We start from the raw sequence: 22987 nt of genomic DNA, 5'->3' as shown, positions 1-22987 counted from the left end.
GCGGTTAGGCCGGTGGGCGGGAAGGCGGCGTCTATAACCCGCAGTTTGCGCAGGCTGCAAGGGGGTTTGGCGCCTTTCTCCGACTTTTCTTTCGCTTAGGCCGCGATCATGCGTTCGACCTCGTTCACCAGGTCGCGCAGGTGGACGGGTTTGGAGAGGACCTTGGCCTGGGGCGAGGCCTGGGCGGCGCTGAGGGCGACGGCGGCGAAGCCGGTGATGAACATGATGCGCAGGCCCGGCTGGCGGGCGGCGGCGACACGGGCGACCTCGATCCCGTCGGCGCCCGGCATGACGATGTCGGTCAGCAGCAGGTCGTAGGGGCCCTGGTCCAGGGCGTCGATGGCGTCGTCGCCGTTCTCGCAGGCCACGACCTCATGGTCGGCCCGCTCGAGCGCGCGGGTCAGGAAGCCGCGAAGGGAGTTGTCGTCTTCGGCCAGAAGAATGCGCGCCATGATCGAGTCTAAACCGTTGGAAATCAGCCGACAGCCTAGTCAGGCCGGGTAAACCGGCGATGAAGAGGAAGGGCGACCTCGCCAGACGCGCCTTTGCGCGCGAAGCAGGCTATGGGCGAAGCATGGATGCGCCTCAGTCGCCCTTCTGGATCGTACCGGCCGACGCCGGGCGCGCGACGCCGTTGGTGTTCGCCTCGCCGCATTCGGGAGACATCTATCCGGAGGACATGAAGACCGCCGCCTCTGTCCGCGCCGTCCGCAGCGCAGAGGACGCCGCCGTGGATCAATTGATCGACTGCGGGCCGAAGGACGGCGCCGCCGTGATCGCCGCGCGGTTCGGGCGGGCCTATGTCGATCTGAACCGTGCGCCGGACGAGTGGGATCCGGCCCTGATCATCGACGCGCACGAGGCGCCCGCCACCGCCAAGGCTCTGGCCGGATACGGCGTGGTGGCGCGTCTGGCGGGGGACGGGACGCCTCTATACAACCGACGCCTGACCAAGAGCGAGGCCGAGGCGCGCGTGGCGCAGGTCCATGCCCCCTATCACGCGGCCCTGACGCAGATGATGCAGGCGACGCGATCGCTCGTCGGGCGGGCGGTGCTGGTCGACTGGCACTCCATGCCTGCGCGGGCGACAGGCGGCGCGGTGGACGTAGTGCTGGGCGACCGGCATGGGACCAGTTGCGACGTGGCGTTGACGCGGCGGCTGCGACGGCTGTTCGAAGCGCAGGGGCTGACGGTCGGGCTGAACCGGCCCTATGCGGGCGGCTATGCGACCCAGCGGTGGGGACGGCCGGACGAGGGCTTTGAGGCCATTCAGGTGGAACTGAGCCGGGGCCTGTACTGGGACGAGGCCGCCTGGGCCCCCTCCCCCGGCTGGAACCGCTGCCGCTCGGCCCTGCGACGGGTGATCGCCGAGTTGTGCGCCGACCGGCGCGCCTGACGACAGGTCGCCTGACGATTGGGCGCGGGACAAAAAAAGAGCCGCGCCAAACGGCGCGGCTTTGTAAAGTCTATAGGGAGGAAACGCCCAGGAAGGGCAAGACGCCCGAAAGCGTCGAAAGCAAAGTTAGTTTGCAGCGCACAAAAAAACAAGGCCCGATTCAACCTTATACAATCACGGGATGTTACGGAGTTTGGCCGTTCTCCGGGCGCCGGGCGTCATGGCCGACTTCGCAACTGCGAGATGGCCTAGCCCCGCTCCAGCAGGCGCCGGGCCTGGCGGATGGCGCCGGCGGCGGGGGAGGCCAGTTGGCGCCAGGCCAGCAGCGCGAACACAGACACTGCGCCGAGCAGCAGCCACAGCGGCCCGAACAGCCAGGCGGCGGCGGCCAGGGCGAAATAATAACCGCGCACGCCCTGATTGAAGTTGGTCAGGGCGGGATTGAGCACCCGCGCCACGGCCCGGCCATAGGCGACGCGGTCGGCCTCTTCATGGATTTCCGGCGCCGCGCCGATCAGGGCGACGGTGTAGTTCAACTGGCGCAGCGCCCAGATGAAGTCGAGGAAGCCGCGCGCCAGGCACAGCAGCACCAGGGCCAGCTTGGCCTCCATCAGGCGCGGCGTGACGGCCTCGGCGCCGACGGCGGCGAAACCGCGCAGGGCCGCCTCCCCTCCGAACAGCACGCCCGCCACGGCGGCGATCAGCAGCAGATTGGTGGAGGCGAAGAAGGAGCCCGAGTTGATGGAATGGCCCAGCAGCTGACTGTCGATCAGCCGCATCTCGCGGTGGGTCATGGCGCGCATCCAGGCGTCGCGCACCGACAGCATGTCCACGTTGAGCGAGCCGCTGCGTCGCGCTGTCAGACGCATCAGCGGGCCATAGCCCAACCAGGCTATGACGAAGACGAACAGGGCGATCCAATCGAACAGACTCATGCCTGATTGACGCCACGTCGGCTCGCGCAAGGCAAGCGTGATCGCCGCGACGCTTGCCGTAAAGGCGCGCAAAGCTTATCACGCGCGTCAATTCTCCCCGTTCGCACCTGCAACAAGAGCGTACCATGAACATCGACGCCATCCCGGTCGGCCCCAACGCGCCGTGGGACATCAACGTCATCATCGAGATCCCGCAGGGCGGCCTGCCGGTGAAGTATGAGATGGACAAGGACTCCGGCGCCCTGTTCGTCGACCGCTTCCTGCACACCGCCATGTACTATCCGGGCAACTACGGTTTCGTGCCGCACACCCTGTCGGACGACGGCGACCCCTGCGACGTGATCGTGCTGAATCCGACGCCGGTGGTGCCGGGCTGCGTCATCCGCTCGCGCCCGATCGGCGTGCTGAAGATGGTCGATGAAGCCGGCGGCGACGAAAAGATCCTGGCCGTGCCGGTCGACAAGCTGAACCCTTATTACACCGAGGTCTCCAGCTACCGTCAGCTGCCCGCCATCCTGATCGAGCAGATCGAGCACTTCTTCACCCGCTACAAGGATCTGGAAAAGGGCAAGTCGGTCAAGGTCAACGGCTGGGGCGACGCGGGCGAAGCCGCAGAGCTGATCGCCGCCGGCATGGCCGCTCACCAGGCCAAACTGGCCGCCAAGCACGAAGCCGCCGCCTGATCGGCGCGCGTGTCTGAAAATGAAGAGGCCCCGCTGGAAACGGCGGGGTCTTTTTTGTGCGCTATCGCTCGCCGCGCGGCGGCTCGCTGCTTAAGCGCAACCTTCTCCCTCCCCTTCATGGGGAGGGTGGTCGGAGCGAAGCGGAGACCGGGTGGGGAGGGCCAGGCGATCCTGGCAGCCTGAATGGCCTCGCCGCCCCCACCCGGCTGCGGCCTGACGGCCACAGCCACCCTCCCCATGAAGGGGAGGGGGAGGGTCAGCCCTTCTTCCGAAACGCCGCAATCGCTTCGACCGTCCGGCGCACCTGCGCCTCTATCCCCGCCCAGTCCTTCGCCTCGATGGCGGCCTTGGTGATCAGCTTGGACCCCATGCCCGCCGCGACGATGCCTGCGCCGAACCAGTCGTGGATGGAGGCTTCGTCCGGGTCGACCCCGCCGGTCGGCATGATCTTGGTCCACGGCATCGGCCCCAGCACCGCCTTGACGAAGTCCGCCCCGCCGACCGAGGCGCCGGGGAACAGCTTGACGATCTCGCAGCCCAGACCTTGGGCCTCGGAGATATCGCGCACCGAGCCGCAGCCGGGGGCGTAGGCCACCATACGGCGGTTGCAGACCTGCGCCACCTCGGGAACCAGACACGAGCTGACCACGAACCGCGCGCCCGACGCCAGATAGAGGGCCGCCGTCGCCGCATCCAGGATCGAGCCGACGCCCATGATGATGTCGGGGTCGGTCTGTGCGAACTCCTTCGCCAGGGCGGTGAACGTCTCCCACGCAAAGTCGCCGCGATTGGTGAACTCCACCGCCCGCGCGCCGCCGCGCGCGCAGGCCCGGATCACTTCGGCGCAGACCTCGGCGTCGGGGTGGTAGAAGACGGGCACCACCCCTTGCGTCTCGATGGCGGTCAGCACGGCGAGGCGGTCGTGACGCATGAAAACTCCTTACGGCCTGATGGACCGAAGCCTATTCGGCGGTCGCCAGTTCCACCAGACGCTTGACCATGGGGCTGTTCGGATCGGCCAGAGGGTCCAGCACGGTGAAGTGGTCCGCGCCCTCGACGATCTCGACATGGGTGTCGGCGCCCTTGCCGCCCCAGGCGGCGGCCATCTCTCGGCTCTGGCGGACGAACTCATTGCTCTCATCGCCGCCGACCCAGCAGTCCAGCGTCGTGCCGCCCGGCGTCGCCCCGTTCGGCGCGGGCCAGTGGATCGGCGACAGGGCGCGGGCGACCGGCGCATCCAGCCCCAGCGCCTCGTTCAGCGAGGTGTGGACCAGCGGTTCCAGATCGAACACGCCCGAGATCGCCAGCGCCGCCCTCGCCCGGCCTTCGGACAACATGCCCGCCGCCATATGGCCGCCGACCGAATGGCCGAACACCAGCGGCCGCTTGCCGCTGCGGGCGCGGACGAACTCCGTAGCGTCGCGCATCTGGCTGATGATCTTGCCGACCGTGACGCCCGGCGCCAGATCATAGCCCGGCACGGCGACGCTGATCCCATGCTCCAGCAGGGCGGGCGCTGCCCAGGCGAACCAGCCCCGGTCCAGCGCCTGCCAATAGCCGCCGTGCATGAAGACGGCGACCGGAGCGCCGGGCCCGGCGTCGAACCACTCCATCTTCTGGCGCTCAGACGGGCCGTATTCGAGGGTTTCAGGCCGTCGGGCGTCGATCACCCGCAGCGAATCCTTGCGCCAGCGGTCCAGAATGGCGGGGTGGCCCGGCACGCGGGCGCGGTTGTTATAGGCCGCCTCATAGGCCGCAGCCCGTTCGTTCTGCGTCGCCTCGGGCGACAAAGCCTTACCCATGTCGTCTCCATCCGCTAGAGACCTCCGCTTGAACGGGAGGCTTGAAGGCCATGATGACCGCCATTTTCGTCTTCATCAAATGCGAGTTGGGCTACGCCAACGATGTTGCGGCCGATCTGGTCGATAATGTCGAGAATGTGAGCGAGGTCTATTCGACATCGGGCCAGCACGACCTGCTGGCCAAGTTCCAGCTGCCGAAGGACGCCGACATCGGCACCTTCGTGACCAAGCAGGTGCAGACGCGCCCGCACATCCGCGACACCTTCACCGTCATCACCTTCTCGCCCTTCCTGCCCAGCAAGCGCGCCTGAGGGGCCCTCGCTCGCAACATGAACAATCGTTCATGGAGCCATGTGCCGCGTTGCGGGACGCGTTTACACGGCTAAGGTCCGGCCCAACATGATCCGTTGGGGACCAAACACCATGCGCCTTGCCGCCTCTTCCGTAGCCCTCGCCGCCCTTCTGGCCGTGAGCACGCCCGTTCTGGCCGCGCCCGTCGCGACCGCCGCCGCAACCCAGGCCCCATCTCAGGCCCAGCCTCTGCGCGGCGCGCCGGTGTCTGAGCTGATCGCCCGCGTCGATATTCCGTGGCAGCGCTTTCAGCTGGAGAACGGCCTGACCGTTCTGGTGCACGAGGACCGCAAGGCGCCCGTGGTGGCGGTGTCGGTCTGGTACAACGTCGGCTCCAAGGATGAACCCAAGGGGTCGACCGGCTTCGCCCACCTGTTCGAGCACCTGATGTTCGGCGGGTCGGAGAACTCGCCTTCCAGCCACATCCAGACGATGAACGCAGCGGGCGCCACGGGCCTGAACGGCACGACCTGGTTCGACCGCACCAACTATTTCCAGACGGTGCCGACCCCGGCGCTGGAGTACACGCTTTATCTGGAATCCGACCGCATGGGCTATCTGCTGGGTCAGGTCAGCCAGGAGGTGCTGGATCTGCAGCGCGGCGTCGTCCAGAACGAAAAGCGCCAGGGCGACAACCAGCCCTACGGCATGACCTATTACGCCACGCTGGAAGCCCTGTTCCCCGAGGGGCACCCCTATCGCCACTCGACCATCGGCTCGATGGACGATCTGGACGCCGCCAGCATGGAGACGGTGCGCGACTGGTTCCGCCAGAATTACGGCCCGAACAACGCCGTCCTGGTCCTGTCAGGCGACATCAATGAAGCCAAGGCCCGCGAGCTGACCGAGAAATATTTCGGCTCCATCGCACGCGGCCCGGTCAACACTCCGGCGGCGGCTCCCGTGCCGACCCTGGCGGCGCCGGTCGAGCAGGTGCTGCACGACCGCGTGGCCCAGACCCGCATCAGCCGCACCTGGGCCGTGCCGGGCCTGGGCGATCCGGACTCCGTGCCGCTGAGCGTCGGCGCCTCGGTGCTGGGCGGCCTGGCCAGCTCGCGTCTGGACAACGTCCTGGTGCGCGACGAGCAGACGGCCTCGGGCGTGTCGGCCGGTAATCAGGTGTTCCAGCGCGTCGGCATGTTCAGCTATTCCGCCATGGTCAAGCCGGGGGCCGACGCCGAAGCCGTGGCCAAGCGCATGGACGAGGTGCTGGCCGACCTGATCGCCAACGGCCCGACCCAGGACGAGATCGACCGGGTGGTGACGCGCTACGCCTCGCAGCGCATCCAGGGGCTGGAAATGGCCAACGGCAAGGCCTCGGTCCTGGCCGAGGGGCAGCTGTATTCGAACGATCCCGACTTCTACAAAAAGGAGCTGGCGGCCTATGCGGCGGTGACCCCGGCCCAGGTCCAGGCGGCCATGAGCAAATGGCTGAGCCGCCCCGTCTACAGCCAGATCGTCATGCCGGGCGAGCGTGAGGCCTATGCCGAAGCCGCCGCCGCGCCGTCGGGCGCGACCCCGACGCCGGCCGAGCCGATCCAGCGCGTCGCCCGCGACGCCGCCCCCGCCATCGGCCAGGTGTCCAACGTCGTCTTCCCGGCGGTGGAGCGCGCCGCCCTGTCGAACGGCGTCGAGATCGTCTACGCCCGCTCGACCACCGTGCCGGTGACGCGCGTGGCGCTGGAGTTCGACGCCGGGGTCGCCGCCGACCGCGCCGACCGTCTGGGCGCCCACACCCTGATGCTGAACGTCATGCAGGAAGGCACGACGACGCGCGATTCCAAGGCCCTGGCCGAGGCGCAGGAACGTCTGGGCGCCAGCGTCTCCGTCGGCTCCTCGATGGACCGTACGGTGGCCAATCTGTCGGCTGTGACGACCAATCTGCAGCCCTCGCTGGCCCTGCTGTCGGACGTGGTGCGCAACCCCGCCTTCGCCCCGGCCGAGATCGAGCGCCTGCGCGCCACCCGTCTGGCGGGCCTGGCCAATGAGAAGACGCAGCCGGGCGCCATCGCCGGCCGCGCCCTGCCGCCGCTGATCTATGGCGAGAACCACCCCTATGGCCGCTCCTTCAGCGGCACGGGCGACGAGGCGGTGATCCGCAGCCTGTCGCGCGACGACCTGATGGCCGAACACGCCCGCTGGATCCGTCCCGACAACGCCAAGCTGTTCGTGGTGTCCGACCTGCCGCTGGCCGAGCTGAAGCCGCAGCTGGAAGCCGCATTCGGCGACTGGCGCGCGCCGTCGGCGGCCAAGGGAACCAAGGCCTTCGACGCCGCCCTGCCCCAGACCTCGGCCCGCATCGTCCTGATCGACCGTCCGCAGTCGCCGCAGTCGCTGATCTATGGCGGTCAGGTGCTGCCGGTGTCGGGCACGGACGATCTGCTGACCCTGACCACGGCCAATACGGTCCTGGGCGCCGACTTCCTGTCGCGCATCAACGCCGATCTGCGCGAGACCAAGGGCTGGTCCTACGGGGTGCGCGGCAACGTCAGCACCCTGCAGCACCGCTCGCCCTACATCGTCAACGCCCCGGTGCAGGCCAACCGCACCGGCGAGTCCATCGCCGCCCTGATCGGTCAGTACGAGCGTTTCCTGGGCGCCGACGGCGTGACGGCGGCCGAGCGCGAGCGCACCGTTCTGGGCGACACGCGCGGTCTGTCGGGCAGCTATGAGACGTCGTTCCAGGTGTTGGGCGCCCTGCGCTCGAACGCCCTGTACGGCCGCCCGGACAACTATCAGGAGACGCTGGCGGGCCGCATCAACGCCCTGACGGCCGAGCAGATGGACGCCGCCGCCCGCGCCGCGATCAAGCCCGACAGCTTCGTCTGGGTGGTGGTCGGCGACGCCTCGGTGGTCAAACCGCAGCTGGACGCCCTGGGCCTGCCGGTCGAGGTGCGCGCCGCCGAAGCGCCGAAGCCGGCCCAGTAAGCCAGCCCAGTAAACCGCTTCATCCAGACGTAAACGAGACGGCCGGCGGGGCGACCCGCCGGCCGTTTTGCTTTGCGGTTGACCCGAAAGGCCGTGGAGGCGAGCCTTCCCGTCGTCTGCTGCCTTCAGCCGGAGCCTTCATGCCGACCGACGCCCTGATCCCTTCCGCCCGCGCCCCGCGCCTGGCCGTGCTGATCGACGGCGAGAACGCCTCGGCCCGCATCGCCGAGGCCCTGTTCACCGAAATCGCTACGCTGGGCGAGGCTTCGGCGCGGCGCATCTATGGCGACGCGGCCAGTCCGGCGCTACGCGGCTGGATCGACGTCCTGCCGCGCTGGGCGATCCAGTGGCAGCAGAATTTCCAGAACACCAAGGGCAAGAACTCGGGCGACATCGCCCTGGTCATCGACGCGATGGACCTGCTGCATTCGGGACGGTTTGACGGCTTCTGCCTGGTGTCGTCGGACAGCGACTTCACCCGGTTGGCGGCGCGCATCCGCGAGCAGGGCGTCCCGGTCTACGGCTTCGGCGAGCAGAAGACGCCCGAGAGCTTCCGTCAGGCCTGCACCCGCTTCATCTATACCGAGAACCTGACGGTCCCGTCGCCCGAGACCAATGACGAGGCCGCGGCGACGCCCCCCGCCCCTGCTCGCCGCAAACCGTCCGAAGCCGGGCGTCTGATCGCCAAGGCCATCGCCGATATGGACGAAGACGGCGACGGCTGGGTGGCGATGGGGGGCATCGGCAGTCGGCTGCGCAACGCCTATCCCGATTTCGACCAGCGCACCTATGGTCACGCCAAGTTGTCCGAACTGATCCGCGCCGCCGGTCGGTTCGATGTCGAGGTCGGCCCCGGAGGCGTCATGCGGGTGCGGGTTAAACCCCGTCAGGTCTAAGCGGAGCCATTGAAAGAACGACGTTGTAAGATTTTAAGGCTGCCCTCATAGTAGCCGTCGAATGTGCCCATGGAGGCTTCGCCATGCTGATTTCGACCATCGCCCTACTGATTGTTAGCGGCGCTCCGATGCAGAACGACGACACGGCCACAGCGGAACGCCGCCAGCCCATCACGTCCAATTCCCCCACGCGGGCCATTTCCGCGCGATCGCCGACGGTGGCCAACGTCCCCACCCGTACGGTCTGCGGCTGGGAGCGGGCCATGGGCAGCACCATCCAGCAACGCGTCTGCCGCAAGGTGCCCCTAAACAGTAGCCAGCGCGAACAGATGTCGTCTGACGTGATACGCGAAATGCAGGGCTCGCGCTGGGGCGATCTTCCCGTGCCGCGCTCTCCTGGCGGTCGCCCTGTGGGCTAACGCTTAACGCAGGCAAAAGGTGTTCCCCATGTTCACGCCTCTTCTTTTCAGTCTGATCCTGTCGACGTCGGCCACTACGCCGGTTCACGCCCAATCAGCAGCCGCCATGCCCGTGGGCGCCTGGGTGCGCGATCGTTCGGCGCCGCGTCCTGGAGATGAAGTCCGCGAAGACTGCTATCGCGGCCAAATGACGGGCTCCAACATACGACAAGACGTCTGTCGACTGGCGAGCGCGAAACGCTTGCCCAAACGCGCCATCCGTTCCTGAGCCTTTCTAAGCTGCAATCCTCATCCTAGGACGTCTCGCCCTCTTCCCCCCGGCGCGGCATGGTCTATGTGTGGCGCATGGCCGCCGCAGAGACCCCCGTAGAGACGTTCAAACGCGCCCTGTCGCACGCGGCGCGGGCGCTGGCCGAACAGGCCGAGCTGGAGGTGCGCTTCGGTTCGGACGGTCCGAGGCTGACGGGCGGCGTCCTGACCCTGCCGCACCCGCCGCGCGATCCGCGCGGGCCCGAAAGCGCGGCCCTGCGCGGTCAGGCCGACCGGCTGGCCCTGCGCCTGGCCAATCACGACGCAGCGCTGGACGCGCGGCTGCGTCCGACCGACATCAACGCCGCCGAGGTGTTCGACGCCGTCGAACAGGCCCGCGTCGAGGCCGTCGGCGCGCGCGAACTGAGGGGCGTGCGGCGCAATCTGGACTCGGCGCTGCTGACCCGGCTGGAGAAGTCGGGCGCCCTGCGCGCCGAGGCGGAGCAGGTGCCGGTGGCTGAGGCCGCCGCCCTTCTGCTGCGCGAGCGGATGACGGGCGAGCCCGCACCCGACGGCGCCCGGACCATGCTGGACCGGGTCCGCGCCGAGCTGGAGGCCAAGGCGGGCGCCGAACTGGACGCCCTGGCGGCGTCGGGCGACGATCAGGCGGCCTTCGGCGCGCGGCTGAAAGACCTTCTGCGCGCGCTGGACCTGGACCCCGGCGACGCCGATGGCGGCGATTCGGAGGAAGACGGCGAGGACGACGCCGAAAAGCCGGATCAAGACCAGGCTGAACCGGACGAACAGGAAGAACAGGACGGCGGCGACGGCGGCGAGTCGCTTGACGGCTCGGCCGACGATCAGTCCGCCGACGATGATCGTCAGGCCCGCCCCGACGGCACGCCGGGCGAACCGGACGGCGAAGGACAGGAAGACGCCCCTGAACTGAGCGAGGGCGAGCGCCCCAACCATCAGCAGACCCAGGACGACGGCCGCGCGGTCGAGGTCTATCACGCCTTCACCACCGCATTCGACGAGGTCATCGACGCGGCCGAACTGTGCGATCCGATGGAACTGGACCGGCTGCGCGCCCTGCTGGACGCCCAGTTGTCGACCCTGGGCAGCGTCGTGTCGCGGCTGGCCAACAAGCTGCAGCGGCGTCTGCTGGCCCAGCAGAACCGCTCGTGGATGTTCGACCTTGAGGAGGGGATGCTGGACACGGCGCGCCTGACCCGCGTGATCACCGACCCGACCAGCCCCCTGTCGTTCAAGATGGAGAGCGAAAGCCCGTTCCGCGATACGGTCGTGACCCTGGTGCTGGACAACTCGGGTTCGATGCGCGGGCGGCCGATCATGGTGGCGGCGGTCTGCGCCGACATCCTGGCGCGGACGCTGGAACGGTGCGGGGTCAAGGTCGAGATTCTGGGCTTCACAACCCGCGCCTGGAAGGGCGGACAGAGCCGCGAGGCCTGGATCAGCGCGGGCAAGCCCGCCAACCCCGGCCGCCTGAACGACCTGCGCCACATCATCTACAAGAGCGCCGACGCCCCCTGGCGCCGGTCCAAGAAGAACCTGGGCCTGATGATGCGCGAGGGCCTGCTGAAGGAAAACATCGACGGCGAGGCGCTGGAATGGGCGCACGACCGCCTGCTGGCCCGGCCCGAGGCGCGGCGGATCATGATGGTCATCTCGGACGGTTCGCCGGTCGATGATTCCACCCAGTCGGCCAATGCGGCCCTCTATCTGGACAAGCATCTGCGTCAGGTGATCGAGAAGATCGAAACGCGCAGCCCGGTCGAACTGCTGGCCATCGGCATCGGCCACGACGTGACCCGCTGGTATCGCCGGGCCCTGACCATCGTCGATGTGGAGCAGTTGGCGGGCGCCATGACCGAGAAGCTGGCCGAACTGTTCGAGGCCGAACCCAAGACCGTCAGCGCCAGGACGGGGCGGCCCTCGCACAAGCGCGCGGCGTGAACCGGCGCCTCCATGTCGCCGCCCTGATCTCTCTCGCCCTGGCCGCCTGCGCCGGGGCGGCGGCGACCTCCCATCCCTGGACGCCCGAGGCGACGGCTGACGGCTGGTCGCCCGCAGGCGGTTCGACCCGGCAGGTCGGTCTGGGTTGGCCGGGCGGTGCCAGGCTGGCCAAGGGCGTGCGCTATGCGGGCGGGGTGCAGTTGATCGCAGCGCCCGCCTCCACCCTGCACGGCCTGTCGGACCTGAAGCTGACGGGCGACGGCGGTTTCGTCGCCGTGTCCGACACCGGCGACCTGGTGCGCGGGCGGCTGGAGCTAGATGCAGACGGCAAGCTGGCCGGGCTGCATGACCTGCGAGTGCGGCGCCTGACGCTGACCGACGGCGAGCCGATCGCCGAAAAGCGCATGGGCGACGCCGAAGGGCTGGCCCTGACCGACGACGGCGAGGTGCTGGTCAGCTTCGAACGCGAGCACCGCATCTGGAGCTACGGCCCTCTGGACGCCCTGCACGCCCGACCGCAGGCGCAGCCGCACCCGGCAGCGGACTTTCCCCTGAACGAAGGCATGGAGGGGCTGGCGGCCGCGCCCGGCGGCTGGCGCGTCGGGGGCGAAGGCGGCGGCGTGTGGGACTGCTCGACGCAAGGCTGTCGCGTCGTGACCCGGCCGAGCCCGCCCGCCGATAGCTGGCGGTTGACGGGACTGGATCGCGATCCGGGCGGAGACGGCTGGTTCACGGTCCAGCGGTCGTGGCGGCCCCCCTTCGACGTGCGCGCCCGCGTGCGCCGCATGGCTGCGGACGGGACGCTGGGGCCGGTGCTGATCGAGCTGAAGCTGCCGGGGCTGACGGACAATTTCGAGGGCGTCGCCGCCGAGGCGAGGGGCGAAAACGTGCGCCTCTACATCCTGTCCGACGACAACGCCAACCCTGCGCAGAAGACGCTGTTGCTGGCGTTTGACGTCGAGTGATCCTTCTCCCTCAAGGGGAGAAGGACCATTCCTGTTTAACCTCTTCGTCTGTTTCATGCGCCAGCCGCGCCGCGCGCTCGGTCGCGAACCGTTCCGGCGACAGACGCGCCAGCGCCCAGATCGCCGCGCCGCGCACCACGGGGGCGGGATCGTCCAGCAGGGCCTCGACCGGCGCGATCAGCAGGGCGTCCCCGGAATTGCCCGCCGCATAGAGGGCGTTGCGGATGAAGCGGTCGCGGCCGATGCGCTTGACCGGGCTCTTGGTGAACAGGGCGCGGAAGGCGGGGTCGTCCAGCGCCAGCAGGTCCGTCAGCGGCGGCGACTTCAGCGCATCGCGCGCCTGCAGCCGGGCCTCCGATGCGCTTTGCGCAAACTTGTTCCACGGACAGGCGGCCAGACAGTCGTCGCAGCCATAGATGCGGTTGCCGGTGGCGATGCGGAACTCGCGCGGCCAGGCGCCCGCATACTCAATAGTCAGATAGGAGATGCAGCGTCGGGCGTCGATCTGGAACGGCGCCGGAAAAGCCCTGGTAGGACAGGCGTCCAGACAGGCGGTGCAGCGGCCGCAGTGCTCGGTCTCGGCCTCGTCCGGCTCGATTTCGGCGGCGGTCAGGATCGTGCCCAGAAACAGCCAGTTTCCGTGGGTGCGGCTGAGCAGGTTGGTGTGCTTGCCCTGCCAGCCCAGGCCTGCGCGCTGGGCCAGCGGCTTCTCCATCAGGGGGGCTGTGTCGACGAAGACCTTGACCTCCTGCTTGAGCCGCGCAGCGATCTGACCGGCCAGGATCTTCAGCCGCCCCTTGATCACCTCATGATAGTCGTCGCCGCGCGCATAGACGGAGATATAGCCCGCCGACGCCTCCTCCAGCTCAGGCCGAGGATCTTCGTCGGGGCCGTAGTTCATGCCCAGGACGATGGCGGTCCGAGCGCCGTCCCACATGGCGGTGGGGTGGGCGCGGCGCTCCAGCGTCGTCTCCATCCAGCCCATGTCGCCGTGGCGGCCGGCATCGACGAAATAGGCCAACCGCTCGCCCGCGCTCCACGGCTCGCTGGCCGAGGCGAAGCGGCACACGCCGAAGCCCAGTTCGGCGGCGCGCTGTCGGATGAAGATGCGGGGATCGGCCGCCATGAGGGCGCTTTAGCCCTCCCGGCCCTCAGAAGTCGAGGTCGGCGTACCAGGGCGCGGGGTGGACGCCGGGGAAGCGGTCACCCAGCAGGGGGCGGAAACAGGGGCGCGACTTCAGCTTAGAGTACCACAGCTTCAGCGAGGGCCAGGACGCCCAGGCGATCTCGCCGAAATAGTCCAGCACCGACAGATGGCCCGCCGCGATCAGGTCGGCCTGACTGAGACGGCGACCCGCCAGCCATTCGCGGCCGGCCGCCAGCGGCTCCAGAACCGTCAGGTGGCCCTTCAGGAATTCGCGGCCCTCGCGCAGCATCCGGGCGTCGGGCGGCCCCATGCGCAGCAACGGCTTCTCCATCCGCTCATGCAGCAGGACGGCGTCGACCTCATCGGTGAAACGGCGGCTGAACCAGGTCGCCAGACGGCGCGCCTCGGCCCGCTCGGCCATGTCGGACGGCAGCAGGAAATCGCCCTTGGCGCGGTCTTCCAGCCAGCCGAGGATGGCGTCCTGTTCGCACAGGGTCAGGCCCCTGCCCTTCTCGGTCATGCTCAGGACCGGCGGCATGCCCGAGGGATTCAGCTCGAACAGCGGGCAGTCGCCCTCCCACGGCCGGACCGGCTCCTCGGCGTACTCGACCTTGGCCTCGCCCAGCGCCAGCCGCGCCGTGCGCGAAGCCGGATGAAAGGCGAAATGATACAGGACGGCGGGCGTGGACATCGTCCGCCTTCAATGCGCCCGCGCCCGTTAAGGCTCCGTTTACCGCGCGCGATTGCCGCAGGGCCTCAGGACCAGGGGCCGACCCGGTTCGAGGGCGCGTCCGGGGCGTCGCGCTGATCCGGTTGGGGCGCGTTGGCTTCAGCCTTGACCGGCTCCGGTCCCGTCGGCCGCGCCGAAGCCAAGGGGCCGCCGTGCGGTTCGGCGGCGCCGCGCGGATCGGCGTGGATCATGATGTCGGCGCGAGGAAACGCCTTCAGCACCCGTTTCTCCGCGTCCAGGGTGATATCGTGCGCGGCCTTCAGGCTGAGATCAGGCTCCAGGTCGACGTGCATCTGCACCATCAGCGCCTGGCCGGCCATGCGGGTGCGAAGTTGGTGGACGTTGGCGATGCGGGCGTCCTCAGTCACCGCCGCGACGATGGCGGCGCGGTCCTCGTCCGAAGCGGCGCGGTCCAGCAGGTGATCGGCTGCGCCCCTCAACAGATTCAGCGCCCCCCAGGCCAGCCAGACCGCGACCACCAGACCCGCCGCCGCGTCCAGTCCGGGCGCCTTGAGCAGGGAGCCGGAGACCACGCCGATCAGCACCACGACGTTGGAGGCCAGGTCGGCGGCGTAGTGGGCGCGGTCGCCCGCCACCGCCAGGGAGCCGGTCTTCTTCACCGCCTGCGTCTGCATCCACACCAGGGCGGACGTTATGGCGATGGACAGGACGACCACGCCGATCGCCCAGCCGCCCGAGGTGACGGGGCGCGGGTCGAAGATGCGCTGCACAGCCTCCCAGCCGATGAAGACGCTGGACGCCAGCACCATGCCCGCCTGCACCAGAGAGGCCAGCCCCTCCGCCTTGCCGTGGCCATAGCGGTGCGCGTCGTCCGGCGGCAGGGCCGCCCAGCGCACGGCGAAGAAGGTCGCCAGCGACGCGATCAGGTCCAGCGTCGAATCCGCCAGACTGGCCAGGATGGAGACCGAGCCTGACGCCCCCAGGGCGAAGGCCTTCATGACGATCAGCAGAACCGCCGTCGCCACCGACAAGGTGGTGATCCGGCGGGTGGTCTCATTTGCGGCGTCGAGGGGGGAGACGGTCATTTCCTCGCCCTTGTCGCCCAAAACCGCGCCCGCGCCAATGGCGGCGAGAAGGCCGGGGCGCTATGGAAGGGCGGACGCGACGCCGCAGGGCGCGGCGCGCCTGACCCCCGGACCTGAAAACCGAGACGGAGCATTCATGGCGGACTGGCTGACGGCGATCCTTCTGGGTCTGGTCGAAGGATTGACCGAGTTCATTCCGGTGTCGTCCACCGGTCATCTGCTGCTGCTGGGGCATTTCCTCGGCTTTGAAAGCACCGGCAAGACGTTTGAAATCGTCATCCAGCTGGGCGCCCTGCTGGCCATCATCAGCATCTATTTCAAACGGCTGTGGACGCTGGCGACGCGCTGGCCGTTCGATGCCGAGGCGCGACGCTTTCTGATCGGCCTGCTGGTCGCCTTCCTTCCCGCCGTGGTGATCGGCTTTCTGGCCTATGGCTTCATCAAGACGGTGCTGTTCGAGACGCCGCTGATCATCTGCATCGCCCTGATCGTCGGCGGAGTGCTGCTGCTGTGGCTGGACCGGATGAACAAGATTCCGGCCTATCTGGACGCGGATCGCTATCCGTTCCGGGTCTATTTCCTGATCGGCCTGTTCCAGTGTCTGGCCATGATCCCCGGCGTCTCGCGCTCGGGCGCCACCATCGCCGGGGGGCTGCTGCTGGGGACGGACAAGCGGTCGGCGGCCGAGTTCAGCTTCTTCCTGGCCCTGCCGACCATGGGGGCGGCGGTGGCCTATGACCTGTTCAAGAACCGCGACGTTCTGGACTTCAGCGATCTGGGCCTGATCGCCATCGGCTTCGTCGCCGCCTTCATCTCGGCCCTGGCCGTGGTGCGTTTCCTGCTCGACTTCGTGTCCAAGCGCGGCTTCGGCCCCTTCGCCTGGTGGCGGATCGCGGTCGGCGTCGTCGGCATCATCGGCCTGGCGGCGACGGGGGCGCTGTAAGGCCATCGCCCAGCGCACAGCAAAAACCCCTCGGGACGCCGGTCCCGAGGGGTTTTTCTTGAGCCGTCCCTGAGATCAGGCGGCGGGATTTTCAGCGTATTGGCCGCCAGCGCGATAGCGCCACAGATAGGCCGGGGCGATAGCCTCGAGGCCCGAAGCCTCGACGCCCAGGTCGGCCAGGCCCTTGGCGCCCGGCGACACGATGTTGTCACTCTCCAGCAGCACGACCTGATCCTTGGTCAGGGCCGGAGCCAGGCCGATCATGGCCGGGATCTGGGCCAGCGAGCCGATCATGCGGGCCACCGGGAAGGGCAGCGGCAGCAGGATGTTCCTGCGGTTGGTTTCGCGCAGGATGAACTTCAGGATGTCCTCAAAGGTCCAGACCGACGGACCGCCCAGCTCATAGGTCTCGCCCACAGCCTCGGGGGCGACGGTGGCGCGGGCGATGGCCTCGGCGGCGTCGGCGACATAGACCGGCTGGAACTTGGTCTGGCCGCCGCCGATCAGCGGCAGGACCGGCGACCAGCTGGCCATGGCGGCGAAGCGGTTCAGGAACTGGTCGCCCGAGCCGAAGACGATCGACGGGCGCACGATCACGGCGCCGGGGAAGGCGGCGCGCACGGCGACCTCGGCCTCGCCCTTGGTGCGGGCGTAGTCAGCCTTGCCGTGCGCATCGGCGCCGAGGGCCGAGATGTGGGTCAGGCGCTGGACGCCCGCCGCCGCCGCAGCCTCGGCGACGTTGGTCGCGCCCTCGACGTGCAGGGTCTGGAACTTGCGGCCGCCGGTCTCGAACAGGATGCCCACCAGATTGATGACGGCGTCGGCGCCGCGCACGGCCTCGGCGACGGCCGCCTTGTCGGTGATGTCGCAGCGGACGACCTGAACCTGGCCGACGTCGCCGGCCATGTGCAGCACGGGCGCGCTCTTGGCGTTGCGCGCCGCGACGCGCACGCGCCAGCCGCGACGGGCCAGGGCGCGCACGACCTGGGTCCCGATGAAGCCCGAGCCTCCGAATACAGTGACCAGACCGGGGGCGAAATCAGCCATCTCAGACGCTCCAAACGCCAAGCCCCGGCCGCAGACCCGGCCGGAGATAAAATCCTATGCGCGGGGCTTAACCGAAGCGGCCCCGCCCCGCAACGAGAAGGGCGGGATTCCGTCTGATCAATCGGCCCCCTCAGTCCGCCCCCTCAATCCGCCCGTTGGACGATCTGTCCGTCGACCACCGTCAGCACGGCCCGGCCCTTGGGAATGTCGGCGGCGGGGACGGTCATCAGGTCGATGTCGAAGGCGGTGAAGTCGCCGCGCTTGCCGACCTCGATGGTGCCCAGCTCATTCTCGCGGAAGCTGGCGTAGGCGGGCCACAGGGTGAACATCTTCAGCGCCGTCGCCCGGTCCACCGCCTCGTCCGGGCGCCAGTCCGGTCCCTGGAAGCCGTTCAGGTCGCGGCGCGCCACGGCGGCGTAGAACTCGATCAGCGGGTCGCCGCGCTCGACCGGCGCGTCCGAGCCGCCGACCACGATCACGCCGCGTTCCACCAGCGTATGCCAAGCGTAGGCCCCGTCCAGCCGCGCGTCGCCCAGACGCTCGGCGGCGAAATGCAGGTCGCCGATGGCATGGCTGGGCTGCATGGAGGCGATGATCGGCAGGTCGTTGAAATAGTGATAGTCGCGCGGCCGGATGATCTGGGCGTGCTCGATGCGCCAGCGCGGGTCGGCAAGCTTCCACTCGGCCTTGGGCGTCGAGCGCAGGGCCTCTTCATACCAGGCGGCGACGTCGTGATTGCCCTGATCGCCGATGGCGTGGGTGGCGATCTGGATGCCGGTCCGCAGCGCCTCCTGATACAGCGGCATGACCTCTTCGCGCGAAGCCAGCATCAGGCCGGACGTGTCGGGCCGGTCTGAATAGGGCTCGAACAGCTTGGCCCCGCGCGAACCCAGGGCGCCGTCGGCGTAGAATTTGATCGCCCGGGTGATGATGCGCCCGTCGCCCGCGTCGCGCGGCCCGCCCGCCATCAGGGCGCGCGCGTCGCCCATGTCGATGCTGTTATAGACCCGCAGGGGCGCCTCGCCCGCCTCGGCCATCGCCTCCAGCAGAGGCACGTCCTTCCACGGCGCGCTCATGAAGTGGACGCCGGTCCAGCCGTAGCGGGCGTAGACGTTGAACCCGGCGCGATAGGCTTCGCGCGTCGCCGTTGCATCGGCCTCGGGCGCCAGGCCTTCGAGCAGGGTCATGGCCCCGTCGACCAGCAGGCCGGTCGGCTGTCCGTCCGCGCCTTTAAGGATTTCACCGCCCGAAGGGGCCGGCGTCGTCGCATCGATCCCGGCCGCGGCCAGGGCCGCGCTGGACACCGCCCGCGCATGGCCGTCGGCCCGGCTCAGCACCACCACCCGCCCCGGCGCGGCGGCGTCCAGATCAGCGGCGGTCAGGAAGCGTTTTTCGGGCCAGTGGGTCTCGATCCAGCCGCGCCCGACGATGACGCCGTCGGGGTGGGCCTCGGACCAGGCGCTGAGCCTCGCCATGGCCTCGACGACCGAGGCCGAGCCTTCCAGGTTCAGCGTCATCTCGCGCCAGCCGATGCCGTCCAGATGGACGTGGCCGTCGGTGAAGCCGGGAAACAGCGTCGCCCCTTTCAGATCGACCGCCTCTAGCCCCTCGGCCGAAGGCGCGCCGTCCGCTGGACCGACATAGGCGATGCGCCCGTCGCGCACGACCACGACCTCGGCGGTCGGCTGAGCCTCAACGCCGGTATGGATGGTCCCGCCCCGGATCAACAGGTTCTGGGCGTAGGCTGCGGGCGCTGCGGCCAGCAACAGCACAACCGCCAGCGGCAGGGTCGTATTCAGGGTTCGGATCATCAGCGCCTCCAGTCGCGGCGCAGGGGAGCCTCAGCCGAGCTTGGCGTCAAGCGATCCAGTGTCGCCTCCGTCGTCCTCCGGCGGAGCGAAGCGACGACGGGAGGACCCAGCGGCGCGCGTGAGCGCGAAAAATCCACGCGCGCCGCTTGCCTCGAAGATCGTCTTCGGCGCCGCTGGGTCCCCCGATCGGCGCCGCTAGGCGGCTTGTCGGAGGATGACGGAAGTGGAAGGCCTCTTACGGCCGCCCCACCACCTGATCGACGGAGTTGCTCGTCACCGGGTGATACAGCGGTCGCGCTTCGGCGTAGATGCGCGTGGCGATGAGGCGGCCCCAGTCGCCTTCGGCCCACAGGGTCTGGAACAGCGGCAGGACGAATTTGCGCCGGCCCTGACTGGTCAGGAAGCGCTCGGCCGTCGCCACCGCGGGCTCATAACGGTTGGCCAGGGCCGCCTGCAGCCAGGCGAAGGTCAGTTCGGCGTTGCCTTCGCTGTCCAGCTTCAGCGTGCTTTCCAGATCGGCCAACTGCGCCGGGGTCAGCCAGTCGACCCCCGCCGCCAGCCCCTGCGGACGCCATGACAGGAAGCGCAGGCGCTGCTGGGTGTTCCAGTCCTTCCACGGCGCGGCCGAGGCCGGGCCCTTGGCGACGTAGAAGGCCTCGGCCGCCGCGTCCACGGCTTCGAAGGCGTGCGACACCGGCGCCTGGGCGTTGGACGGCAGGCCCGGCTGATAGATCCAGTTCTCCAGCTGAAGCTCGGCTTCCAGACGGGCGTCGCCCTTGACCAGATTCTCGCGGATGTCCTTCAGGAAGCCCACGTCGGTCATGGGCTGGAAGGCATGGCGGTCGAAATAGCCGCGCAGCCAGGCGTCGAACGTCTCGCGCCCGACAATGCGTTCGATGGTGCGCAGGAAGGCCGCGCCCTTGTCATAGGGAATGCCCGACAGGCCGTCGTCCGGGTCGCGCCCGGTCAGGTCCAGATGCAGGCGGGTGTCGCCCGGATCGGTGACGGCGATCTCGGCGACCAGATCGTTCCAGGCCAGGGCCTGTTCCTGCAGGGCGCGCTCGCGGCCGTACAGCGCCTCCATGATGCGGTTCTCGAAATAGGTGGTCGTGCCCTCGTTCAGCCAGATGTCGGCCCAGGTGGCGTTCGTCACCAGATTGCCGGACCAGGAGTGCGCCAGTTCGTGCGCCACGAGCGATACCAGCGACCGGTCGCCGGCGATGATGGTCGGGGTGGCGAAGGTCAGGCGCGGGTTCTCCATCCCGCCGAACGGGAAGCTGGGCGGCAGCACCAGCAGGTCATACCGGCCCCAACGATAGGGGCCGTACAGGGCCTCGGCCGCATCGACCATCTTGGCCGTCGGCTCCAGCTCCCATTGCGCGGCCTGCAATCGGCTCGGCTCGGTCCAGACGCCGGTGCGTACGTCGAAGGCGGCGAAGGCGAGGTCGCCTGCTCCGATGGCGATCAGATAGGGCGGGATGGGCTGATCCAGCTTGAAGCGCCAGGCCTTTAGCCTTTCGCCCGCCGCCTCGCCGTTCGGGGTCAGATGCTCGGCGGACATGACCACGGTCAGGTCTGACGGCGCCACGATGCGCGCGCTGTAGGTCTGGCGGATACCGGGGCTGTCCTGGGTCGGAATCCAGGTGCGGGTCAGGATCGCCTGCCCCTGGCTGAACAGATAGGGTTTCTGGCCGCCCGCCGTCTGCTGCGGGCTGAGCCATTGCAGGGCCGAGGCGTCGGGGCGGGTGGCATAGGCGACGACGATCTTCTGCCCCTCATCGCCCTGGAAGGCGGGGAGGCGCACGCTGAGAGGCTGTCCCTTGATCGGGTCCGCGGCACCCAGGCTCCATTCCAGCGGACGGCCTTGAGCGTCGGTCACGCCCTTGATGTCCAGCATCTTGGCGTCCAGCACCACCTCGGTCGCGCCGGGACGGCCGGTCACGTCCAGCGTGGCCTTGCCCGACAGGGTCTTGGCGGCGAAGTCGGCGGTCAGGTCCAGGTCGACGTGCGTCACCCGCGCCTCGGCCGGACGGGCCCAGGAGTGCGGGTCGTTGACGTAAGCGGTCGCCGGGACCGCTGTAGGGACGGGGGCGGCGGGAACCAGAGGCGTCATCGGCACGGCGTCTCCGGTCGTGGCGCAGGCGCCCAGGGATGTGGCGAGGGCGGCGGCTATAGCGAGGGCGGAAACCCGCCCGACCAGCTTCAGGGTCATCGAACGCTCCGTATTCAGATGCGCCCGAAGAGGCTCCCTCGCGCTCGAAAGATCAAGTCTCGGCTGCAACCGGCGGCAGATGGCGGGCCTTGAACAGCCGCCCCTGCTCGGCCGCCAGAACCAGCGCCAGAGCCGCCACGCCCAGCAGGGCGAAGCCGACCGTCATCGGCACCGTCGTGCCGTCGAACTGCTGGCCGATGGCGAAGCCCAGCAGGGCGCCGCCGATGGAGGAGATGAAGCCCTGGGCCGAGGAGGCCGTGCCGGCGATATGGCCCATCGGCTCCATCGCCATCGCGCCGAAATTGCCGGCGATGAAGCCGAAGCAGAACATCTTGCAGGCCTGCATGACGGCGAACATCCACAGGCTGTCATAGCCCAGCCAGGCGATGAGGGCGTGCAGGGCGCTAAAGCCGATGAAGCCGAACAGGGCCGCGTGGGCGATCAGGCGCGAGCCCAGCTTCTCGACCAGACGCGCGTTCAGGATCGAGGCCACGGCGATGCCCGCCGCCACCAGGGCGAAGACCACCGGGAACAGGCCGGGCGCCTTGAACACGTCGAAGAAGATCTGCTGCGAGGAGTTGATGAAGCCGAACAGCGCCCCGCTGATGACCGTCATGGCCAGGGTGTAACCCATGCCCTGACGGCTGGTGAAGGCGAAGCGGAAGGCGGCGGCGATCCGGCTGACGTCGATCGGCATCCGGTCCTCGGCGTGCAGGGTCTCGGGCAGACGCAGGGCCGCCCAGATCAGGAAAGCCCCGCCCGAAAGGGCGAAGACGCCGAAGATCCACGGCCAGGGCGCCACCAGCATGACGAGTTGCCCCATCGCGGGCGCAATGATCGGCACGCCCAGAAAGACCAGGAAGCTGAGCGACATGACGCGCGCCATCGTCCGTCCGACATAGCGGTCGCGCACGATGGAAACGGCCAGCACCCGCGTCGCCGCCGCGCCGATCCCCATGCCGATCCGCGACAGGATCAGCATGTCGAACGTATGGGCGAAGGCCGCCAGAATGCTGAAGACGACATAGATGCCGATGCCCGCAAACAGGACCGGGCGCCGCCCATAGCGGTCCGACAGCGGCCCATAGAACAGCTGAGCCACGCCGAAGCCGAGCAGATAGGCGGTGATCACCCACTGGCGGCTGTTTTCATTGGTCACGCCCAGATCCTCGCCGATGTGGGGCAAGGCCGGCAGCATGGCGTCGATCGCCAGAGCGTTCAGCGCCATCATCACAGCGATCAGGCAGACGAATTCAGCGAAGCCCGGCCCCTTGGAGGGCGCCGGCGGGGCCTCGATCACGGAGGACGGGGTCGGGGCTCTGTTCATCAGGTCCAGATGCGGCCTGCGTCAGGCTGACGCAAGCCCGAAGCGATGAAGTTTTTGCACCGCAGCAAATACGGCGAGACGTACTCCCCCTTTTCGTCGCTGATTCCACGCACGCCGGGATGA

Annotated in this window: 20 protein-coding genes; 9 read left to right on the top strand and 11 right to left on the bottom strand. The window is 68.6% G+C overall.

What is annotated here, in order from left to right; genetic code table 11:
- Window positions 1–95 precede the first annotated feature (95 nt).
- A complete protein-coding gene (gene cpdR / locus D1604_RS06205; protein ID WP_003166166.1) occupies window positions 96–452 on the bottom strand; it encodes a cell cycle two-component system response regulator CpdR in 357 nt (118 codons plus the stop codon).
- A gap of 122 nt (window positions 453–574) precedes the next feature.
- On the opposite strand from cpdR, the gene D1604_RS06200 reads away from it, so the two are divergent.
- Window positions 575–1396 (top strand): N-formylglutamate amidohydrolase, encoded by an 822-nt coding sequence (locus tag D1604_RS06200; protein ID WP_119412647.1) that lies wholly within the window; start codon window positions 575–577, stop codon window positions 1394–1396.
- Between the two features lie 248 nt (window positions 1397–1644).
- Here D1604_RS06200 and D1604_RS06195 read toward each other — a convergent pair whose 3' ends face one another.
- On the bottom strand, window positions 1645–2331 hold the full coding sequence (locus D1604_RS06195; protein ID WP_119412767.1) for a DUF599 domain-containing protein: 687 nt from the start codon (window positions 2329–2331) through the stop codon (window positions 1645–1647).
- Window positions 2332–2456: 125 nt separating this feature from the next.
- Between D1604_RS06195 and ppa the strand changes: the two genes are divergently transcribed.
- Window positions 2457–3014, top strand: coding sequence for an inorganic diphosphatase (ppa, locus tag D1604_RS06190; RefSeq protein ID WP_024353762.1), 558 nt, complete (start codon window positions 2457–2459; stop codon window positions 3012–3014).
- Window positions 3015–3270: 256 nt separating this feature from the next.
- Here ppa and D1604_RS06185 read toward each other — a convergent pair whose 3' ends face one another.
- Together D1604_RS06185 and D1604_RS06180 are read right to left on the bottom strand one after the other, a co-directional pair.
- Complete coding sequence (locus D1604_RS06185) at window positions 3271–3945, bottom strand: bifunctional 4-hydroxy-2-oxoglutarate aldolase/2-dehydro-3-deoxy-phosphogluconate aldolase (RefSeq protein WP_119412646.1); 675 nt, start codon at window positions 3943–3945, stop codon at window positions 3271–3273.
- A gap of 31 nt (window positions 3946–3976) precedes the next feature.
- The gene (locus D1604_RS06180; protein ID WP_119412645.1) at window positions 3977–4816 is read right to left on the bottom strand and encodes an alpha/beta hydrolase; all 840 of its coding nucleotides are present in this window, start codon (window positions 4814–4816) and stop codon (window positions 3977–3979) included.
- A gap of 50 nt (window positions 4817–4866) precedes the next feature.
- On the opposite strand from D1604_RS06180, the gene D1604_RS06175 reads away from it, so the two are divergent.
- From D1604_RS06175 to D1604_RS06145, 6 genes are all read left to right on the top strand, one after another.
- The gene (locus D1604_RS06175) at window positions 4867–5127 is read left to right on the top strand and encodes an Lrp/AsnC ligand binding domain-containing protein (RefSeq protein WP_024353765.1); all 261 of its coding nucleotides are present in this window, start codon (window positions 4867–4869) and stop codon (window positions 5125–5127) included.
- Between the two features lie 112 nt (window positions 5128–5239).
- Window positions 5240–8095: a M16 family metallopeptidase gene (locus tag D1604_RS06170; RefSeq protein ID WP_119412644.1), complete on the top strand. Its 2856-nt coding sequence runs from the start codon at window positions 5240–5242 to the stop codon at window positions 8093–8095.
- A 140-nt stretch (window positions 8096–8235) separates the two neighbouring features.
- A complete protein-coding gene (locus tag D1604_RS06165; RefSeq protein WP_029673304.1) occupies window positions 8236–8991 on the top strand; it encodes an NYN domain-containing protein in 756 nt (251 codons plus the stop codon).
- Window positions 8992–9074: 83 nt separating this feature from the next.
- Window positions 9075–9410: a hypothetical protein gene (locus D1604_RS06160; RefSeq protein ID WP_119412643.1), complete on the top strand. Its 336-nt coding sequence runs from the start codon at window positions 9075–9077 to the stop codon at window positions 9408–9410.
- Between the two features lie 345 nt (window positions 9411–9755).
- The gene (gene cobT, locus D1604_RS06150) at window positions 9756–11636 is read left to right on the top strand and encodes a cobaltochelatase subunit CobT (RefSeq protein ID WP_119412766.1); all 1881 of its coding nucleotides are present in this window, start codon (window positions 9756–9758) and stop codon (window positions 11634–11636) included.
- Window positions 11633–12601, top strand: a complete 969-nt coding sequence (locus D1604_RS06145) for an esterase-like activity of phytase family protein (protein WP_119412641.1) — start codon at window positions 11633–11635, stop codon at window positions 12599–12601. The genes cobT and D1604_RS06145 overlap by 4 nt, the downstream gene beginning before the upstream one ends.
- A 10-nt stretch (window positions 12602–12611) precedes the next feature.
- Here the strand turns inward: D1604_RS06145 and queG are convergent, their stop codons facing one another.
- From queG to D1604_RS06130, 3 genes are all read right to left on the bottom strand, one after another.
- Entirely contained in the window at window positions 12612–13727 is a 1116-nt protein-coding gene (queG, locus tag D1604_RS06140; RefSeq protein ID WP_119412640.1) for a tRNA epoxyqueuosine(34) reductase QueG, read from the bottom strand.
- Window positions 13728–13752: 25 nt separating this feature from the next.
- Window positions 13753–14439: an FtsZ-binding protein FzlA gene (gene fzlA, locus D1604_RS06135; protein WP_119412639.1), complete on the bottom strand. Its 687-nt coding sequence runs from the start codon at window positions 14437–14439 to the stop codon at window positions 13753–13755.
- A 65-nt stretch (window positions 14440–14504) separates the two neighbouring features.
- Window positions 14505–15524 (bottom strand): cation diffusion facilitator family transporter, encoded by a 1020-nt coding sequence (locus tag D1604_RS06130; protein WP_119412765.1) that lies wholly within the window; start codon window positions 15522–15524, stop codon window positions 14505–14507.
- Window positions 15525–15660: 136 nt separating this feature from the next.
- Here D1604_RS06130 and D1604_RS06125 point away from each other — a divergent pair, with 136 nt between their 5' ends.
- Window positions 15661–16467: an undecaprenyl-diphosphate phosphatase gene (locus D1604_RS06125; RefSeq protein WP_024353774.1), complete on the top strand. Its 807-nt coding sequence runs from the start codon at window positions 15661–15663 to the stop codon at window positions 16465–16467.
- A gap of 75 nt (window positions 16468–16542) precedes the next feature.
- Here D1604_RS06125 and D1604_RS06120 read toward each other — a convergent pair whose 3' ends face one another.
- The 4 genes from D1604_RS06120 to D1604_RS06105 form a co-directional block, all read right to left on the bottom strand.
- Window positions 16543–17514: a complex I NDUFA9 subunit family protein gene (locus D1604_RS06120; RefSeq protein WP_119412638.1), complete on the bottom strand. Its 972-nt coding sequence runs from the start codon at window positions 17512–17514 to the stop codon at window positions 16543–16545.
- Between the two features lie 143 nt (window positions 17515–17657).
- The gene (locus D1604_RS06115; protein WP_119412637.1) at window positions 17658–19325 is read right to left on the bottom strand and encodes an amidohydrolase; all 1668 of its coding nucleotides are present in this window, start codon (window positions 19323–19325) and stop codon (window positions 17658–17660) included.
- Between the two features lie 235 nt (window positions 19326–19560).
- The gene (locus D1604_RS06110; protein ID WP_119412636.1) at window positions 19561–21537 is read right to left on the bottom strand and encodes a M1 family metallopeptidase; all 1977 of its coding nucleotides are present in this window, start codon (window positions 21535–21537) and stop codon (window positions 19561–19563) included.
- Between the two features lie 52 nt (window positions 21538–21589).
- On the bottom strand, window positions 21590–22864 hold the full coding sequence (locus D1604_RS06105) for a multidrug effflux MFS transporter (protein WP_119412635.1): 1275 nt from the start codon (window positions 22862–22864) through the stop codon (window positions 21590–21592).
- Window positions 22865–22987 lie beyond the last annotated feature (123 nt).

The sequence above is a fragment of the Brevundimonas sp. LPMIX5 genome (assembly GCF_003576505.1).
In the GTDB taxonomy this organism is placed as follows: domain Bacteria; phylum Pseudomonadota; class Alphaproteobacteria; order Caulobacterales; family Caulobacteraceae; genus Brevundimonas; species Brevundimonas naejangsanensis.
This window is presented reverse-complemented; position numbering and strand designations above follow the sequence as displayed.

Coding starts and splice junctions, on each gene's coding strand:
- cpdR (WP_003166166.1), bottom strand. CDS start 452: ATGGCGCGCATTCTTCTGGCCGAAGACGACAACTCCCTTCGCGGCTTC.
- D1604_RS06200 (WP_119412647.1), top strand. CDS start 575: ATGGATGCGCCTCAGTCGCCCTTCTGGATCGTACCGGCCGACGCCGGG.
- D1604_RS06195 (WP_119412767.1), bottom strand. CDS start 2,331: ATGAGTCTGTTCGATTGGATCGCCCTGTTCGTCTTCGTCATAGCCTGG.
- ppa (WP_024353762.1), top strand. CDS start 2,457: ATGAACATCGACGCCATCCCGGTCGGCCCCAACGCGCCGTGGGACATC.
- D1604_RS06185 (WP_119412646.1), bottom strand. CDS start 3,945: ATGCGTCACGACCGCCTCGCCGTGCTGACCGCCATCGAGACGCAAGGG.
- D1604_RS06180 (WP_119412645.1), bottom strand. CDS start 4,816: ATGGGTAAGGCTTTGTCGCCCGAGGCGACGCAGAACGAACGGGCTGCG.
- D1604_RS06175 (WP_024353765.1), top strand. CDS start 4,867: ATGATGACCGCCATTTTCGTCTTCATCAAATGCGAGTTGGGCTACGCC.
- D1604_RS06170 (WP_119412644.1), top strand. CDS start 5,240: ATGCGCCTTGCCGCCTCTTCCGTAGCCCTCGCCGCCCTTCTGGCCGTG.
- D1604_RS06165 (WP_029673304.1), top strand. CDS start 8,236: ATGCCGACCGACGCCCTGATCCCTTCCGCCCGCGCCCCGCGCCTGGCC.
- D1604_RS06160 (WP_119412643.1), top strand. CDS start 9,075: ATGCTGATTTCGACCATCGCCCTACTGATTGTTAGCGGCGCTCCGATG.
- cobT (WP_119412766.1), top strand. CDS start 9,756: ATGGCCGCCGCAGAGACCCCCGTAGAGACGTTCAAACGCGCCCTGTCG.
- queG (WP_119412640.1), bottom strand. CDS start 13,727: ATGGCGGCCGATCCCCGCATCTTCATCCGACAGCGCGCCGCCGAACTG.
- fzlA (WP_119412639.1), bottom strand. CDS start 14,439: ATGTCCACGCCCGCCGTCCTGTATCATTTCGCCTTTCATCCGGCTTCG.
- D1604_RS06130 (WP_119412765.1), bottom strand. CDS start 15,524: ATGACCGTCTCCCCCCTCGACGCCGCAAATGAGACCACCCGCCGGATC.
- D1604_RS06125 (WP_024353774.1), top strand. CDS start 15,661: ATGGCGGACTGGCTGACGGCGATCCTTCTGGGTCTGGTCGAAGGATTG.
- D1604_RS06120 (WP_119412638.1), bottom strand. CDS start 17,514: ATGGCTGATTTCGCCCCCGGTCTGGTCACTGTATTCGGAGGCTCGGGC.
- D1604_RS06115 (WP_119412637.1), bottom strand. CDS start 19,325: ATGATCCGAACCCTGAATACGACCCTGCCGCTGGCGGTTGTGCTGTTG.
- D1604_RS06110 (WP_119412636.1), bottom strand. CDS start 21,537: ATGACCCTGAAGCTGGTCGGGCGGGTTTCCGCCCTCGCTATAGCCGCC.
- D1604_RS06105 (WP_119412635.1), bottom strand. CDS start 22,864: ATGAACAGAGCCCCGACCCCGTCCTCCGTGATCGAGGCCCCGCCGGCG.